Below are 17,818 nucleotides of genomic sequence, written 5' to 3'. Positions count from 1 at the left end.
GAAAAGATATACCAGTGTTGCAGTTAGAAGTTGGATTAAAGACTTTTAGAATAAAGAACAAAGAATAAAGACCGATAATTGCGCCAAAATTTTCACACTTATTCTTGCTCTTACCTCTTCTCTCTTTTTGTCTTCTTCTGATATTTTTTTATAAATCAAAATATTTTTTAACCCTTCTTAAAAGTTTTATGAGTAAAACAGCAGCATCAATTAGGGGGAATCAGAGAATTAATTTCTCATCAGCAAAAGGAAAAATTATCACTCCAGACTTCTTGGATATCCAATTAGAGTCTTTTAAGGAGTTTTTTCAGCTTGATACCCTTCCTGAAGACAGGAAAAAAGAAGGTCTTCACAAGACTTTCCAGGAAAATTTCCCAATTACAGATTCAAGAAACCAATTCGTATTGGAATTCTTAGACTATCTGGTAGATTCTCCACGTTATTCAATCGACGAGTGTGTGGAAAGAGGTTTAACGTATTCAGTTCCTCTTAAAGCGAGACTTAAGTTGTATTGTACAGATCCTGAGCATGAGGATTTCCAAACAGTAGTTCAGGATGTATATTTAGGGCCGGTTCCTTATATGACGCCTAGTGGTTCTTTCATCATCAATGGTGCTGAGAGAGTTATTGTTACCCAGTTACACCGTTCTCCTGGTGTATTCTTCGGGCAAACTTACCACGCAAACGGAACCAAACTGTATTATTCAAGAATTATTCCTTTTAAAGGATCTTGGATGGAATTTACTACGGATATCAATAGCGTAATGTATGCGTATATCGACCGTAAGAAAAAATTACCATTAACTACTCTACTTAGAGCTATCGGATTTGAATCTGATAAGGATATTCTTCAGATTTTCGACCTTGCGGAAGAAGTGAAAGTATCTAAAGCTGCTCTTAAAAAAGTAGAAGGAAGAACATTAGCTGCGAGAGTATTGAACACATGGTTCGAAGATTTCGTAGATGAGGATACGGGTGAAGTTGTTTCTATTGAGAGAAACGAAATCATCCTGGACAGAGAGACTATTCTTGAAAAAGAACATTTAGATCTTATTCTTGATGCTGGTGTGAAATCTATTTTGATTCACAAAGAAAACAGCAATGAATTCTCTATCATCCAGAATACATTACAAAAAGACCCTACCAACTCTGAAAAAGAAGCGGTAGAATACATCTATCGTCAGTTAAGAAATGCAGATCCGCCAGATGAGGAGACCGCTAGAGGAATTATTGAAAAATTATTCTTCTCTGAGCAGAGATACTCATTAGGAGAAGTAGGACGTTACAGATTGAACAAAAAGTTAGGTCTTAATATTCCTACTACAACTGAAGTTCTTACTAAAGAAGATATCATTGCGATTGTAAGACATTTGATCGAATTGGTAAATTCTAAAGCAGAAGTTGATGATATCGACCACTTATCAAACAGAAGAATTAAAACTGTTGGTGAGCAATTAGCAGGTCAGTTCGGTGTTGGTCTTTCAAGAATTGCAAGAACAATCAAGGAAAGAATGAACGTTAGAGATAACGAAATCTTTACACCGCTTGATCTTGTTAATGCTAAGACTTTAACCTCTGTAATTAATTCATTCTTTGGTACCAACCAGCTTTCTCAGTTCATGGACCAGACTAACCCATTGTCAGAGATTACTCACAAGAGAAGATTATCTGCACTAGGGCCTGGTGGTTTATCAAGAGAAAGAGCAGGTTTCGAGGTTCGTGACGTTCACCATACTCACTATGGAAGAATTTGTCCGATTGAAACTCCGGAAGGACCAAACATTGGTTTGATCTCTTCTTTGGGAATCTATGCAAAGATTAACAATTTAGGTTTCATCGAAACTCCATATAGAAAAGTAGAAGACAGTAAGATTGATCTTAATGCGGCTCCTATTTATCTTAATGCAGAAGATGAAGAAGATAAAGTAATTGCTCAGGCAAACGTTGAATTGAATGACAACGGTGAATTCGTTACAGACAGGATTATTGCAAGACTGGATGGAGATTACCCGGTAGTTGAACCTTCTCAGGTTAATCTTATTGACGTAGCACCAAACCAGATCTCTGGTATTTCGGCTTCATTAATTCCATTCCTGGAGCATGATGATGCGAACCGTGCATTGATGGGATCTAACATGATGCGTCAGGCTGTTCCTCTATTGAAGCCACAGGCTCCGATCGTGGGTACAGGGCTTGAGCAACAAGTTGCAAGAGACTCAAGAATTTTGATCAACGCTGAAGGTACAGGTACTGTAGAGTATGTAGATGCAGATAAGATCACTATTAAATATGAAAGAAGCGATGACGAAGATTTAGTATCATTCGAATCAGCTACTAAAACATATAACCTAACTAAGTTTAGAAAAACCAACCAAAGTACAACGATTACTCTGAGACCAAACGTAAGAGTAGGTGAAACAGTAGAAAAAGGACAGGTACTTTGTGATGGTTATGCTACTGAAAACGGAGAATTAGCTCTTGGTAGAAACTTGGTGGTTGCGTTCATGCCTTGGAAAGGATATAACTTCGAGGATGCGATCGTAATCAATGAAAAAGTTGTTCGTGAAGACTGGTTTACATCAATCCACGTAGACGAATACTCTCTTGAAGTTCGTGATACCAAATTAGGTATGGAAGAATTAACAGCAGATATTCCAAACGTTTCAGAAGAAGCGACTAAGGATCTTGATGAAAACGGTATGATCAGAATTGGTGCTGAAGTGAAGCCTGGTGATATTATGATTGGTAAAATCACACCTAAAGGTGAATCCGACCCAACTCCTGAAGAAAAACTTCTTAGAGCGATTTTTGGTGACAAAGCCGGTGATGTAAAAGATGCTTCATTAAAAGCAGATTCTTCATTAAGAGGTGTTGTGATCAACAAAAAATTGTTCTCAAGAAATATTAAAGATAAAAAGAAGAGAACTGAAGAAAAACTTAAACTTGAAGAAATTGAAAACACTTACAAGGCTAAGTTTGATGAATTGAGAAATACTTTAATTGAAAAATTAAATACTCTTGTAAGCGGTAAAACTTCTCAAGGGGTTCATAATGACCTTGACGAAGAAATTATCGGAAAAGGAGTGAAGTTTACTCATAAATTATTGACTTCAGTTGAAGACTATGTAAACGTTAGCGGAGCAGATTGGACTGTTGATAACGATAAAAATGAATTGATCAAGCAATTGATTCATAATTATAAAATCAAGTTCAATGATATCCAAGGGGTTAAAAACCGTGAGAAATTTGCAATTTCTATCGGAGATGAGCTTCCTGCAGGTATCATGAAGTTAGCTAAAGTTTATATTGCTAAAAAACGTAAACTGAATGTAGGAGATAAAATGGCAGGACGTCACGGTAATAAAGGGATTGTATCCAGAATTGTTCGTGAAGAAGATATGCCATTCCTTGAAGACGGAACACCGGTAGATATCGTATTGAATCCACTTGGGGTACCTTCCCGTATGAACATCGGACAGATTTATGAAACAGTTCTTGGATGGGCTGGTCAGAAATTAGGAATGACGTTCGCTACACCAATCTTCGATGGAGCAAGTCTTGAGCAGATTACTGAGTACACAGAAAAAGCAGGTCTTCCTAAATTCGGTAACACTCACCTTTATGACGGAGGTACCGGAGAAAGATTTACTCAGCCTGCTACTGTTGGGGTTATCTATATGTTGAAACTAGGACACATGGTAGATGATAAAATGCACGCTCGTTCTATTGGTCCTTACTCATTGATTACTCAGCAGCCGTTAGGAGGTAAAGCTCAGTTCGGAGGTCAGAGATTCGGAGAGATGGAGGTTTGGGCTCTTGAAGCATTCGGAGCATCCAATATCCTTAGAGAGATCCTTACTGTGAAGTCGGATGACGTGATTGGTAGAGCAAAAACTTATGAAGCTATTGCAAAAGGTGAGTCTATGCCTGAACCAGGTATTCCGGAATCATTCAATGTATTGCTTCACGAGTTACAAGGTCTTGGATTAGACGTAAGATTGGAGGAGTAAATTAAAGATTTAATTACTAAAAATTAAAGAATTAATAAACTCCGAGATGATAAGAGAGAAAGTAATTTTAAATCTTTCAATCTTTTAATCTTTTAATCAAAATAAAAATTATGTCAAATAAAAATAAATCAAGTAGATTTAATAAAATAACCATCGGTTTAGCTTCTCCCGAATCCATTCTTCAGGATTCAAGAGGGGAGGTTCTAAAACCGGAAACTATTAACTACAGAACGCATAAGCCTGAAAGAGATGGTTTGTTCTGTGAAAAAATCTTCGGTCCTATTAAAGATTACGAATGTGCTTGTGGTAAATACAAGAGAATTCGTTACAAAGGGATCGTTTGTGACCGTTGTGGGGTTGAAGTTACGGAGAAGAAAGTAAGAAGAGAGAGAATTGGACACATTAATCTTGTAGTTCCTATCGCTCACATCTGGTATTTCCGTTCTTTACCAAACAAAATCGGTTACCTTTTAGGTATTCCTTCCAAGAAATTGGATATGATTATCTATTATGAAAGATATGTTGTAATCCAGCAGGGTATTGCTAAAAAATTGGACGGTTCTGACTTTGATAAAATGGAATTCTTAACAGAAGAGGAATACCTTGATATCATGGATACCCTTCCTGTTGAGAACCAATATCTTGATGATTCCGATCCTAACAAATTCATCGCCAAAATGGGTGCTGAAGCTGTTGAGGAATTATTAAAAAGAATCGATCTTGATGCATTATCTTTCGATCTGAGACACAAAGCTCACAATGAAGGTTCTAAGCAAAGAAGAACTGAGGCTCTGAAAAGATTAAATGTTGTAGAAGCATTGAGAGGTGCTAATACAAGAATGATCAACAGACCTGAGTGGATGATCATGCGTGTACTTCCGGTAATCCCACCAGAGTTAAGACCTTTGGTTCCATTGGATGGTGGACGTTTCGCTACTTCCGATTTGAATGACCTTTATAGAAGAGTTATTATCAGAAATAACCGTTTAAAGAGACTTTTAGAGATCAAAGCTCCGGAAGTAATCTTAAGAAACGAGAAGCGTATGCTTCAGGAATCAGTAGATTCATTATTCGATAATACAAGAAAATCTTCTGCGGTAAAATCTGAATCAAACAGACCATTAAAATCACTTTCTGATTCATTGAAAGGTAAGCAAGGTCGTTTCCGTCAGAACTTATTAGGAAAAAGGGTAGATTACTCTGCACGTTCCGTAATTGTTGTAGGTCCAAACTTACAACTTCACGAGTGTGGTATTCCTAAAGATATGGCTGCGGAACTTTACAAACCGTTTATCATTAGAAAACTAATTGAAAGAGGGATTGTAAAAACAGTAAAATCTGCAAAAAGAATTATTGATAGAAAAGAACCTGTAGTTTATGATATCCTTGAAAATGTGATGAAAGGTCACCCTGTTCTACTGAACAGAGCACCTACGCTTCACAGACTGGGTATCCAGGCTTTCCAACCTAAGATGATCGAAGGTAAGGCAATCCAGCTACACCCGTTAGTAACAACGGCCTTCAATGCCGATTTCGATGGTGACCAGATGGCGGTACATTTACCGTTAGGCCCTGAAGCAATCCTTGAAGCTCAGTTATTAATGTTAGGTTCTCAGAATATTTTGAACCCGGCTAACGGTTCTCCAATCACGGTACCTTCTCAGGACATGGTTCTTGGTCTTTATTTCATGACTAAAGAATTGAGCTCTACTGAAGATATGAAAGTGAAAGGTGAAGGTTTAGCATTCTATTCTCCGGAGGAAGCAGAAATTGCTTATGCAGAAGGAAAAGTTTCTTTAAATGCTAAGGTAAGATGTAGATTACCTGTTAAAGAAAATGGAGAATTGGTTACAAGATTAATTGAAACATCTGTTGGTAGAATTTTATTCAACCAGATCGTACCTAAACAGGTTGGTTATATCAATGAACTTTTAACTAAGAAGTCATTGAGAAATGTTATTGGTAAAATTCTTGCCGATACAGACTTTCCTACAACGGTTAAATTCCTTGATGCAATGAAAGACTTAGGTTATTCTAACGCATTTAAAGGAGGTCTTTCGTTCTCACTTGGGGATATTGTGGTTCCTGCTGAGAAGAAGCAGATGGTTGCTCAGGCAATCGGAACTGTAGATGAGATTAGAGCCAACTATAACATGGGTCTTATCACAGATACAGAACGTTATAATCAGGTAATTGACGTTTGGACGAACACCAACGCAGGATTAACTGAAATGATCATGAGCAGAATGAAAACCGACCAAGGTGGTTTCAACTCTGTATACATGATGCTTGATTCTGGTGCGAGGGGTTCTAAAGAACAGATCCGTCAGTTATCAGGGATGAGAGGTTTGATGGCAAAACCGCAAAAAGCAGGTTCTACCGGTGCGGAAATCATCGAAAACCCGATCCTTGCAAACTTTAAAGAAGGTCTTTCGATCCTTGAGTACTTTATCTCTACCCACGGTGCACGTAAAGGTCTTGCGGATACCGCTCTTAAAACGGCTGATGCCGGTTACTTAACAAGAAGATTGGTAGACGTAGCTCAGGATGTTATCGTTACAGAAGTAGATTGTGGTACTTTAAGAGGTACTGAAGTTACTGCTCTTAAGAAAAATGATGAGATCGTTGAGAAAATCTCTGAAAGAATTTTAGGTAGAGTTTCTCTTCATAACATCTATGATCCTGAAACAGATGAATTAATTGCTGAAGCAGATCAGGTAATCAACGAGCAGTTAGCGAGAAGAATTGAAGATGCAGGACTGGAAGCGGTTGAAGTTCGTTCACCATTAACTTGTGAAGCGAAGAAAGGTATCTGTGCTAAATGTTATGGTAGAAACCTTGCTACAGGTAAAATAATCCACATGGGTGAAGCGGTAGGTGTAATTGCAGCACAATCTATTGGGGAACCGGGAACTCAGTTAACATTGAGAACCTTCCACCAAGGGGGTACTGCGGGTAACGTATCAGAAAACCCATCAATCGTAGCAAGAAGAGATGGTATCGTTGAAATGGATGAAGTAAGAACAATTACTTCTGAAGATGAAAACGGAAATACAGCTGAAGTTGTAGTATCTCGTTCTACGGAATTCAGATTGGTTGCTGACAACGAATCCAGAACTCCTTTAATGGTTGCTAACGTACCTTACGGTTCAGTATTGGCTGTAAAACCTGGTGATAAAGTGAAGAAAGGTGATGTGATCTGTAAATGGGATCCGTATAACGCGGTTATCATTGCGGAAACATCCGGTAAAGTAGAATATGAAGATATTATCCAGGGTATTTCATTCCAACTTGAAATTGACGAACAAACAGGATTCGAAGAGAAAGTAATCTCTGAATCCAGAAATAAGAAAGCCGTACCTACCTTGAAGGTGGTAGATTCTAAAGGTGTTGAGCAAAGAGCTTATAACTTACCGGTAGGAGCCCACTTAATGGTTAATGATGGTGAGAAAATTAAGGCTGGTAAAGTCTTGATCAAGATCCCAAGAAAATCTGCAAAAGCAGGGGATATCACCGGAGGTCTTCCAAGGGTAACCGAATTATTCGAAGCAAGAAACCCTTCAAACCCAGCGGTTGTTACAGAAATCGATGGAGTAGTTTCTTACGGAAAAATCAAGAGAGGTAACCGTGAACTTATTGTAGAGGCTAAGACTGGAGAAAGAAAGATTTATTTAGTAAAACTTTCCAACCAGATCCTTGTTCAGGAGAATGACTTCGTGAGAGCTGGTTCACCACTTTCTGACGGATCAATCACTCCAGATGATATCTTAAGAATTAAAGGTCCAACAGCGGTTCAGGAATATCTTGTAAATGAAATTCAGGAAGTTTACCGTCTGCAAGGGGTGAAAATCGATGATAAACACTTTGAAATTATCGTTAGACAGATGATGACAAAAGTATCTATTGTTGATGGAGGTGATACTCAATTCCTTGAAGGAGCTTTAGAACATAAATACGATTTCTTAGAAGAAAACAACAGAGTATTTGGTCTTAAAGTAGTTGTTGATGCTGGTGATTCTAAAGAATTCAGACCAGGTCAGATGATTACAGCGAGAGAATTGAGAGATGAAAACTCTAAATTGAAGCGTGAAGATCAAAATCTTGTTGAAGTAAGAGAAGCACTTCCTGCTACGGCTACGCCAGTATTGCAAGGGATCACAAGAGCGGCTCTACAAACTAAGTCATTCATGTCTGCAGCATCGTTCCAGGAAACCACTAAGGTTCTTAACGAAGCAGCAGTTGCTGGGAAAATTGATTTCCTAAGCGGTCTTAAAGAGAATGTAATTGTAGGACACAGAATTCCTGCAGGTACTGGTCTTAAAGAGTATCAGAATGTTATCGTAGGTTCTAAAAAAGAATTCGAAGATATTAACTAAAATGTATATAAAAGTTTCAGGATTCAAGTTTAAATTCTAAATTAGAGGCCTGAAACTTTTTAAACAAAAATATTTAAAGAAAACATGGACAATCAAAATCAAAATCCACAGGACGGAAACATCAACATCGAACTAAATGAAATGGTAGCGGCTGGAATCTATGCTAACTTAGCATTAGTAAACCACTCTCCATCTGAATTTGTAGTGGATTTCATCCAGTTAATGCCAGGTGTTCAGCAAGCTAAAGTAAGATCAAGAATCATTCTTGCTCCACTTCACGCTAAAAGAGTATTATCTGCTCTTCAACAGAACATTGCTAACTATGAGCAGCAATTTGGAGAAATCAAAGAAGTTGAGCCTTTCGTATTAGGTGGTAACAATGTACAAGCATAAGATTTTTCTTACATAAAACAACAAGATGCCTCAATGTATTGAGGCATTTTTTTATGCCTTATTTTAAGTGAAAATATTCGCATGATTATGATTCTCAGAAATAAATAGCCAATTCATTTAAATTAAATCAATAAAGGAATTTTTATTTATCATGACTTTAAATAAAGTAAATTATTCACAATTTAAATACAAATGATAAAAAATTAACATTTATTAAAGAATTCATTTTATATATTTGCTTTCTTATATAATTTGATATAAAATATGATAGATCATCAATTTATTAATAATAAATTCGGTTTTTTAGGCAATGATTTTATAAATGAAGTTCATCAACATGGTATTACAGATAAGATCAAAGCAAAAACTGAACTGATCAGTGAGGGGGAGAAAATCAAATTTATTCCTTTCATGATTTCAGGTTCTGTAAAAGTATATTGCCTTAACGATGGCCGTGAACTGATCTACTACTACGTAAGACGTAATGAAAGCTGCGTAATGACTTTTTCATCTATTTTCAGTAACTATATCAGTAAGATTTATGCTATTACGGAAGAAGATTCTGAAGTATTGCTGATTCCTGTTGCCATAATGCACGAATGGCTAATCCGTTTTCCGGCAATTAACAGGGTTTTTTATCAAGAGTATGACAAACGGTTTATTGACGTAATGAATATGGTGAATGAGGCTGTTTTCCATCGGTTGGATAAGAGGGTGTTAAATTATATCAAACAACAAATTGCAATAACGGGAAGTCATCCTATCAAATTAACGCATAAGGAAATTGCCAACAATCTTGGAACATCCAGAGAAGTGGTGAGCAGGGTTCTTAAGAAAATTGAAAACGAAGGAGAAATACTGCAGGGAAAAGATGGGATACGTGTTGCCGTTAATGAAAATGTTAGCCAATTCTAATAATAATTGTTTTTAATAGTTATTTTTAATAAAGTAATTGATAAATACAATTTGTTAGGTGACTTTTATCACCTACTTTTAAAATCGTAACTCTATAAGTTTGCCATACTAATATTTTATTAAGAATTGTATGACAAAAACTCTCCTATTTTTGTCAGTGTTAGCTTCAACTCTTGCCTATTCACAGGAAGATTTGTTGAAGGACATTGACACCATTAAAACAAATACTGAAAATTCTCAACCCGCCTTTAAGGCGCTCCAGATTGTCACAGGACAGTCCACAAAACTTGCTGCTAAAAACGAATGGTATATTGTAGTCGCGCACCGTTTCGGTGACATCAGTACCGGGTTTAAAAACTTCTTTGGCTTAGATGATGCTTCTACAAAATTGGGAGCAATCTATGGTGTAACTGATTGGCTATCTTTAAACCTTTCAAGAGAGACCAACCAAAAAACATTTGAGGTTGGGGCGAAATATAAGCTTCTCAAGCAAAATGAAAACTTTCCGGTCGATGTCGTAGGATATAATGTTTTGGCTTTGAATACGGATTTGGATAAGGATAATTATCCAAATCTTCGTTTTAGTGACAGGCTTTCTTATCTTACTCAGGCGTTGATTTCGAGAAGATTTGATGACCGTTTGTCTCTTCAGCTTACTCCTTCTTATATCCATAAAAATCTTTATGACCAGAATATTGAAGATAAAAATCAATTCTTAACGGGGCTTGGGGGACGTTATAAGATCTCTAAAAGAATCTCTGTGAATGCTGAATATTTCGTGAATTTTGATAACCATAGTTTTTATAAAAATCCTTTATCGGTAGGGATGGATATAGAGACCGGAGGTCATGTATTTCAGCTTGTATTCAGTAATTCACAACTTAATTCTGATATTGGCTACCTTTCCAATGCTGTGGGAAATTGGGGCAAAGGGCATATTTATTTTGGGTTTAATCTTTACAGAGTTTTTTAATATGAAGAAGTTATTATACATCGTATCCTCGGCCGTTTTACTGATCTCGTGTGAAAGCAGAACCTATGATGAGATTTCAGATCATACGCCTATTACACAACAGGTAAAGTTTATAGCCGACATAAAACCGATTATCGATGCCAACTGTATTAGTTGCCATTCTGCAAACGGGCCGGGCTCTTTTCAGCCTCTAACCAATTATAATCAGGTGAAGAATAATATTGATAAAATAATAGATCGAATACAGAGACCTAACGGAGATCCCGGGAAAATGCCACAGGGCGGATCACTTTCCGCGACTCAGATTAATTTATTTATCAAATGGAAAGCTGATGGGCTTGTCGAAAATTAAAATTGAAAAAAATGAAAAAATTAGTAGTATTAATGATTGCCCTGTTATCCGGCAATCTTGTTATAGCTCAGAAATACAGCTCTAAAACGGGTAAGGTAACCTTTGAAGCATCGGTACCGTTATTTGAAGATGTGTATGCCCAGGATGATAATAATGTAGCAGTAATCAATGCAGACACCGGGGATATAGCATCCATTTCGGTTGTAAAGAACTTTCATTTCAAAGTAAAGCTTATGGAAGAACACTTTAATGAAAGCTATGCCGAAACAGCCAAATATCCAAAGACAACCTTTACCGGAAAAATTGCAAATTTTGATAAAAGCAAACTTTCTGCAACCCCACAGAAATATACAGTACAGGGAACATTAAACTTTCATGGAGTTAATAAACCTGTTACCTCTACAGCAAGTATTTCTTCCAAGGACGGCAAAATATATATGCAGGGAACATTTGTAGCAAGACCCGCTGATTTTAATGTGACCATTCCAAAGATGGTGACCAAAAAGATTGCTGAGAATATTAATGTTGAATACAATTATATCCTGGTAAAACAATGAAAAACTTAATTCTGATCGTAAGTATGTTCCTGAGCTTTTCGTTGACATCTGCCCAGGAAAAAGCAAAATCAATTTTTGATATTGCCAGAAGCGGAACTGTTGCTGAGGTTAAAGAGCTGATGAAGCAAGACCCGGATGTTATTAATAAGACAAATGAAAGCGGTTTTTCTCCTCTTATTTTAGCTTGTTACAGAGGGAATCTTGAAGTAGCTAAATTCCTCATTGAAAATGTAAAAGATGTTAATTATAAGAGCCGGGAAGGAACGGCCCTTGCGGGTCTTTCTGTTAAATATAATAAGGAATTGGTAGCGCTTTTATTAAAGAAAAATGCAGATCCTAATATCCAGGATTCAACCGGATCAACGCCTCTTTTCTGGGCCGTAAAATTCGGAAATAAAGAACTAATAGAATTATTATTAAAGCATAAAGCTGATAAACAAATCAAAGATTCAATGGGGATGACACCATTTGAATATGCCTTACAAACAAACAATAAAGACATCATTAACCTTTTAAAAAATTAAGAATATGAAAAAAGTTTTACTAACATTAGGCCTTATAATGGCGAGTATGGTCTCGGCACAGTTTTTCTCATCAGGTACTGTAAACCTGGGATCAACCGGAATGAGTGTAAAATTAGATACTTCACCAAGTTTGGTTACAATAACCCTAAAGGGACCGGATACAACTTTTTTGGGAATAGGTTTTGGAAACGTTGGTATGGCTAATGGGGCTGACGGGTTTGTTTATAATGCAAATTCTACAGCGAACACAAATTTAGATTATACCTTTGGTGGAATTGGCTCTATTTCTCCGGATGCTACACAAAATTGGACAATGACATCCAATACGACAAGTGGTGGTATAAGAACTGTTGTTGCTACCAGATCTCTAACAGGAGGAGCAGAAGATTTTGCTATTTCAAATGCTGCGGGTTCGATTAACATTTTTTACGCAAAAGGAAATAACACGTTGAACTTGAGTTACCACGGTGGTGCAAACAGAGGTTATGCAACATTAAACATGGCTGGAGCCTTATCAACCGGTGAGGTTATTGCTCAAAATAATAAGGTGGTTCTTTATCCTAATCCTGCAAAAGAAACTGTAAACTTCAAAAATGCTGATAAAATAAAATCGGTCGATATTTATGAAGCAACGGGAAGAAAAGTAAGATCTGTAAAATTAAACGGTGAGAATATCAGTGTTTCTGATTTAAAATCCGGAAACTATTATTTTGAAATTACATTGAAAGATGGGACTTTATCTTTTGAAAAACTGATCAAGGAATAAGAAAAAATTAAAGCTTAAAAATACCTCTAGAAATAGAGGTATTTTTATTATATAGAAAGCCTGCTTCGAATTCAGATTATTTCAATAATTTTAGTACCCACAAAATAAAATCAATGGAATTCAGAAATTTAGCAGACCTTACGTTTACGGACCTTTTAGATGTGTTTAATCTTTCTTTTTCTGATTACCTTGTCCCTTTCCATTTAACACAAGAACAGCTCTCTTCAAAGATTCATACAGAGAAAATAGACATGACTCTTTCAGTAGGTGTCTTTAATGAAGGGCAGATCGTAGCTTTTATTCTGCATGCCGAAAAAACAGAAGATGGAAAGCGGATGATATACAATGCCGGAACCGGAGTTGTACCTGATTTTCGCGGAAAAGGATTGGTGAGACAAATGTATGATTATATTCTTCCTGTACTTCAGGAAAGAAAAACAGATCTGATAATGCTTGAAGTCATTAATGGAAATGAGCCTGCTATCCGTGCCTATACTCATCTGGGATTCAAGATTACCCGAAGATTAGATTGTTATAAAGGAAATATAAAGCCTGCAGAGATAGGACCTGATATTACTATACAGCAGTTAAACAGTTTTCAATGGGGAGTATTTAAGTCTTTCTGGGATATTCAACCTTCCTGGCAAAGTTCCGTCATGGTACTTGAAAAAATGCGTGAAGACTTGATAATTCTCGGTGCATATAAAAAAGATGAGTTAATAGGGTACGCTATTTTTAATCCCGTAATCGTAAAAGTATATCAGATAGCAGTAAGTAAAGAGCATAGGAGAAATAGAATTGGAATGGATCTTTTAAGGGGTATTGCTGAGAAGAGTGAAGGAAAGATAATAAGTATAAATAATGTTGATGATTCTTCTGAATCTACCGCTAAATTTCTTAATGCGATGGGGCTTGAAAATTGGGTGTCGCAGTTTGAGATGGAGAATAGTCAACTTTTTAATTATTGTGTATAATTTTCGTGAGTTTTCAATTTCTTTAATATAGTTTTAATCCATTAAACTTTCCCGGGAAGAAGATAGGGTGTAACTTTGCGGAAAATTTTTATAATGAAGCGCGGAATACAAATTTTACTTCTGTTTATTTCTATGATAGGGTGGGCTCAGAAAGCTCCTGTTGATACCACGCAGATCATAACTCCAAACCGATACAACAGCGTTGATGCTCAAACCAAACCATATGTGATCATGATTTCTACAGATGGTTTCCGATATGATTATGCTAAAAAATATCATGCTGAAAATCTTTTAAACTTATCCAATAACGGGGTTCAGGCAAAAGCAATGATTCCAAGTTATCCGAGTATCACATTTCCTAACCATTGGAGCCTGATCACAGGATTATATCCTGCCCATCATGGATTGATTGATAACTTCTTCTATGATTACAAGAGAAAGGAATTTTATGCAATGAGTGACAAGAAAAATGCTGAAGACGGGAGCTGGTATGGAGGGCTTCCTCTTTGGGGGCTGGCAGAAAAACAGGGAATGATTTCTGCGACAATGATGTGGGTAGGCTCAGCAAGTGATGCCGGTGGAGAAAGACCTACTTATTATTATGCTTACCACGACCAATTTACTCCTTCTGAAAAAGTAGATAAGGTGGTGAACTGGCTGAAATTACCCATGGATAAAAGACCTCATTTTATTACATTGTATTTCCCTGAAGTAGACGGGAGCGGCCATCATTTCGGACCGGATTCAAAAGAAACTGAAGATGCCGTGCATTTGATAGATAAAGCCATCGGAGAGCTTGTTCAGAAAGTAAATAACTTAGGACTGAAAAATGTGAATTTTATTTTTGTTTCAGACCATGGAATGATCAAAGTAGATAGGGGAACCCCTTTGGAAATTCCTAAAATGCTGTTCGATAAAAGTAGGTTTGATTTCTATAATTCCCAGACGTTATTGAGGGTTGTGGTAAAGAATCCTGAAGAAACTAAAACTGTTTACAATGAACTCAAAGCCGGTAAGACAGACGACTATGACGTGTATTTAGATAAAAGGCTTCCAAAATACCTGCATTTTGGAACCAGAGATGATCAATACCATAGAATCGGACAGATTCTTTTGATACCAAAAGCACCCAAGATATTTTTGGAAAAAGGAAAAACGACTTCCGTTGGAAAGCATGGATATAATCCAAGGCTTGTACCAGAAATGAAAGCAACATTTTTAGCCTGGGGGCCGCAATTTAAAAGTAATGTGGTGATTGATGAATTTGCAAATGTTCATGTTTATCCTTTAGTAGCAGAAATCTTGGGTTTAAAAAATGATCAGCCAATTGACGGAAAACTAAAAGTTCTGAAAGGAACTTTAAAAGATAATTAGAGTTTACTTCTTAATAAAAAGTTTCGGCGCACCAAAGGTGCGCCGAAACTTTTTCTATGATTCAGATTGTGATTCTTCCGCATCATTTTCTGAAAAGTTAATTTTAAAAATTAAATTGAGTTGCAAACTCTTTAGCAAACTCTTCTAATTTAGTTCCTCCCGTGACAGGCGAGCCGTGTTCAACAAAATCTTTTTGGACAACTCCTGTTCGTATTCCTCTTCCCATTTCAGTATATAATTCTGCCATTTCCTGAGGAAGGCCTCCTTGTAGCGCTCCGTTCAAATACTCTTCATCTGTAAATTCTACCCACGGCAATTCAGGCTTTCCTATGGCTGAGCCTAAAACAGAGGCAAAGTCAGAACCTGGACGGATATCACTTACGGCATATCTTATTTTTTTACCATCGGTATTTTTAACCAGTTCTTCAGCAGCTATTTTTGCAATATCAACCGGGTGAACTACAGGAATATTTGTATTTTCAGGATAATTTCCTCCTATAATTCCTGCGTTTTGTATCAATGGAATATCATTAAAGAAGTTATTATAAAAATAACCAGCACGAACGAATGTTACCGATGTGTTTTCTAATCCGTTATAAAGATTTTCAATCTGATGGAGACCTTTAATCGGACCATTTTCTATCGGAGAAGCTGCACCTACACTGCTTAGCATAACAACGTGTTTCACATTTGTTTTTTTGATGGCTTCTGTATAGTTTTTTCCAACACTGATTGTATCTTCAACGATTTGAGTAGCTCCCAAATTAGGCGGGGTCATTACAAATACGGCATCTGCACCTTCAAATGTTTTAATTAAAAAGTCCAGATCTGTAATGGATCCGATGGCTGCTTTTGCTCCTAAGGATTGTATTCCATTTTTTTTAGATTCGCTGCTGCTGATAACGGTAATATCATGCCCTTCAGCAATAAGTTGCTGAGCTAATGGTTGGGCAACATTTCCTAATGAACCTGTGATGATGATTTTCATATGTAAATTTTTTATTGTTTGTATTTTTTTATTTCTGAGAACAAAGTTATATTTGTACTTACTTTTATACAAGTACTTACCCTAAAGTATGTGTCATGACAGCAATTAAAGAAAGTTCTACAATTCAGGAAAACAAAAAGAATATACTGGACCAGTGCCCGGTAATGTACGTTATGGAAAAAATCGGAGGTTTCTGGAAACCAATTATATTATTTCAGTTGTCTACAGGAGGGAAACGTTACAGTGAGTTAAAAAGGGCAATCCCGGAAGTCACAGAAAAAATGCTCATCCAGCATTTAAAACAATTGGAAGCGGATGGTTTGATCATCAGAACTGCAAAGCCTGTGGTGCCTCCTCATGTGACCTATGAACTTAGTGAAGCAGGGAATAAGCTTGCTCCTGTAATCGATGCTATGGCAGACTGGGCTTTTCAGGATATGAAGGGACAGCATAACTGGAAACCTGTTTAATACATATTTTAAAATACAACATAACAAAAAGCCCTTCATCTGAAGGGCCTTTCTATTAAAAAAATATCCGAAGAATTATAAAGTCTGCATATCAATCACAAAGCGGTATCTTACGTCGCTTTTTAACATCCTTTCATAAGCTTCGTTGATTTCGTTCATTTTGATGATTTCAATTTCAGAAACAATATTATGTTTCCCGCAGAAATCAAGCATCTCCTGTGTCTCAGCAATTCCCCCAATTACAGAGCCTGCTACAGATTTTCTCCCCATGATCATTGGAACTGTTTGAAGGATAGGTTCAAGACCTCCGAGATATCCTACAAGAACCAATGTTCCGCTGATATTTAATGTTGTAATATAAGGGTTAACGTCATGAACATAAGGAACGGTATCGATGATCACATCAAATTTTCCCTTTACAGAATCCATTTCTGCCTGCTCTGTAGAAATAACCACATGATCAGCTCCTAATTGTTTGGCATCTTCTGTTTTTCCGGGAGTTCTTGAGAAAAGAGTTACTTCAGCCCCTAATCCTTTAGCCAGTTTAATTGCCATATGTCCTAATCCTCCCAATCCGATAACAGCAACTTTTGATCCTGGTCCTACATTCCAATGTCTTAGTGGAGACCATGTTGTAATTCCTGCGCAAAGAAGCGGAGCCACTGCTGCTAGATCAAGATTTTCAGGAATTCTTAAAACGTGGTCGGAATCTACAACCACTTTCTGTGAATAACCACCAAAAGTATGTCCTCCCAAATGTTTGTCTTTTCCATTATAAGTTCCTGTAAAACCATTTAAACAATATTGTTCAAGATCATGTTTACAGCTCTCGCATGTCCCACATGAATCCACAATACATCCAACACCTGCAAGGTCTCCGACTTTGAATTTTGTAACTTCATTTCCGATTTTAGTAATTCTCCCTATAATTTCATGTCCGGGAACTGCAGGGTAGATCGTTCCTCCCCAGTCGTTTCTTGCTGTGTGAAGGTCAGAGTGGCAAACTCCGCAATAGAGTATTTCAATCTCCACATCATTAGGAGTTGGTTCCCTTCTTTCAATATTCATTTCTTTCAGGTCCGCTGTGGTAGACTCTGCTCCGTACGCTTTTACTGTGAATGTGCTCATTTGTTTTTAAATTTTAAG

At 36.9% G+C, this 17,818-nt stretch carries 14 protein-coding genes; 12 read left to right on the top strand and 2 right to left on the bottom strand.

The window, feature by feature from the left end; translation table 11 throughout:
- Positions 1-188: 188 nt before the first annotated feature.
- The 11 genes from rpoB (at position 189) to MTQ00_RS13010 (ending at position 15,214) form a co-directional block, all read left to right on the top strand.
- Positions 189-4,010: a DNA-directed RNA polymerase subunit beta gene (gene rpoB, locus MTQ00_RS13060; RefSeq protein ID WP_172280662.1), complete on the top strand. Its 3,822-nt coding sequence runs from the start codon at positions 189-191 to the stop codon at positions 4,008-4,010.
- A 110-nt stretch (positions 4,011-4,120) separates the two neighbouring features.
- Entirely contained in the window at positions 4,121-8,386 is a 4,266-nt protein-coding gene (gene rpoC, locus MTQ00_RS13055; RefSeq protein ID WP_172280659.1) for a DNA-directed RNA polymerase subunit beta', read from the top strand.
- A gap of 84 nt (positions 8,387-8,470) precedes the next feature.
- Positions 8,471-8,779 carry a DUF3467 domain-containing protein gene (locus tag MTQ00_RS13050; protein ID WP_089027859.1) on the top strand — a complete coding sequence of 103 codons (309 nt, stop codon included), beginning with the start codon at positions 8,471-8,473 and terminating at the stop codon, positions 8,777-8,779.
- A gap of 264 nt (positions 8,780-9,043) precedes the next feature.
- On the top strand, positions 9,044-9,694 hold the full coding sequence (locus tag MTQ00_RS13045; RefSeq protein ID WP_172280657.1) for a Crp/Fnr family transcriptional regulator: 651 nt from the start codon (positions 9,044-9,046) through the stop codon (positions 9,692-9,694).
- A gap of 130 nt (positions 9,695-9,824) precedes the next feature.
- The gene (locus MTQ00_RS13040; RefSeq protein ID WP_273649575.1) at positions 9,825-10,667 is read left to right on the top strand and encodes a DUF5777 family beta-barrel protein; all 843 of its coding nucleotides are present in this window, start codon (positions 9,825-9,827) and stop codon (positions 10,665-10,667) included.
- A gap of 1 nt (position 10,668) precedes the next feature.
- Positions 10,669-11,019 carry a c-type cytochrome gene (locus MTQ00_RS13035; protein WP_273649573.1) on the top strand — a complete coding sequence of 117 codons (351 nt, stop codon included), beginning with the start codon at positions 10,669-10,671 and terminating at the stop codon, positions 11,017-11,019.
- An 11-nt stretch (positions 11,020-11,030) separates the two neighbouring features.
- Positions 11,031-11,576: a YceI family protein gene (locus MTQ00_RS13030; protein WP_273649570.1), complete on the top strand. Its 546-nt coding sequence runs from the start codon at positions 11,031-11,033 to the stop codon at positions 11,574-11,576.
- Positions 11,573-12,100, top strand: a complete 528-nt coding sequence (locus tag MTQ00_RS13025; protein WP_273649568.1) for an ankyrin repeat domain-containing protein — start codon at positions 11,573-11,575, stop codon at positions 12,098-12,100. Before MTQ00_RS13030 ends, MTQ00_RS13025 begins: the two co-directional genes overlap by 4 nt.
- 4 nt (positions 12,101-12,104) lie before the next feature.
- A complete protein-coding gene (locus MTQ00_RS13020; protein ID WP_273649566.1) occupies positions 12,105-12,866 on the top strand; it encodes a T9SS type A sorting domain-containing protein in 762 nt (253 codons plus the stop codon).
- A gap of 113 nt (positions 12,867-12,979) precedes the next feature.
- Positions 12,980-13,840 carry a GNAT family N-acetyltransferase gene (locus MTQ00_RS13015; RefSeq protein WP_273649564.1) on the top strand — a complete coding sequence of 287 codons (861 nt, stop codon included), beginning with the start codon at positions 12,980-12,982 and terminating at the stop codon, positions 13,838-13,840.
- A gap of 93 nt (positions 13,841-13,933) precedes the next feature.
- Positions 13,934-15,214: an alkaline phosphatase family protein gene (locus MTQ00_RS13010; protein ID WP_273649562.1), complete on the top strand. Its 1,281-nt coding sequence runs from the start codon at positions 13,934-13,936 to the stop codon at positions 15,212-15,214.
- A 103-nt stretch (positions 15,215-15,317) separates the two neighbouring features.
- Here the strand turns inward: MTQ00_RS13010 and MTQ00_RS13005 are convergent, their stop codons facing one another.
- The gene (locus tag MTQ00_RS13005; RefSeq protein WP_273649560.1) at positions 15,318-16,202 is read right to left on the bottom strand and encodes an NmrA family NAD(P)-binding protein; all 885 of its coding nucleotides are present in this window, start codon (positions 16,200-16,202) and stop codon (positions 15,318-15,320) included.
- Between the two features lie 95 nt (positions 16,203-16,297).
- On the opposite strand from MTQ00_RS13005, the gene MTQ00_RS13000 reads away from it, so the two are divergent.
- On the top strand, positions 16,298-16,672 hold the full coding sequence (locus MTQ00_RS13000; RefSeq protein WP_273649558.1) for a winged helix-turn-helix transcriptional regulator: 375 nt from the start codon (positions 16,298-16,300) through the stop codon (positions 16,670-16,672).
- A 75-nt stretch (positions 16,673-16,747) separates the two neighbouring features.
- Here MTQ00_RS13000 and MTQ00_RS12995 read toward each other — a convergent pair whose 3' ends face one another.
- The gene (locus tag MTQ00_RS12995; RefSeq protein WP_172280628.1) at positions 16,748-17,800 is read right to left on the bottom strand and encodes an NAD(P)-dependent alcohol dehydrogenase; all 1,053 of its coding nucleotides are present in this window, start codon (positions 17,798-17,800) and stop codon (positions 16,748-16,750) included.
- Positions 17,801-17,818: the final 18 nt, after the last annotated feature.

The organism is Chryseobacterium sp. B21-037, from assembly GCF_028570785.1.
GTDB lineage: Bacteria > Bacteroidota > Bacteroidia > Flavobacteriales > Weeksellaceae > Chryseobacterium > Chryseobacterium proteolyticum.
Note: the sequence above shows the minus strand (reverse complement) of the source record. Positions and strands in the feature narration are given on the sequence as shown.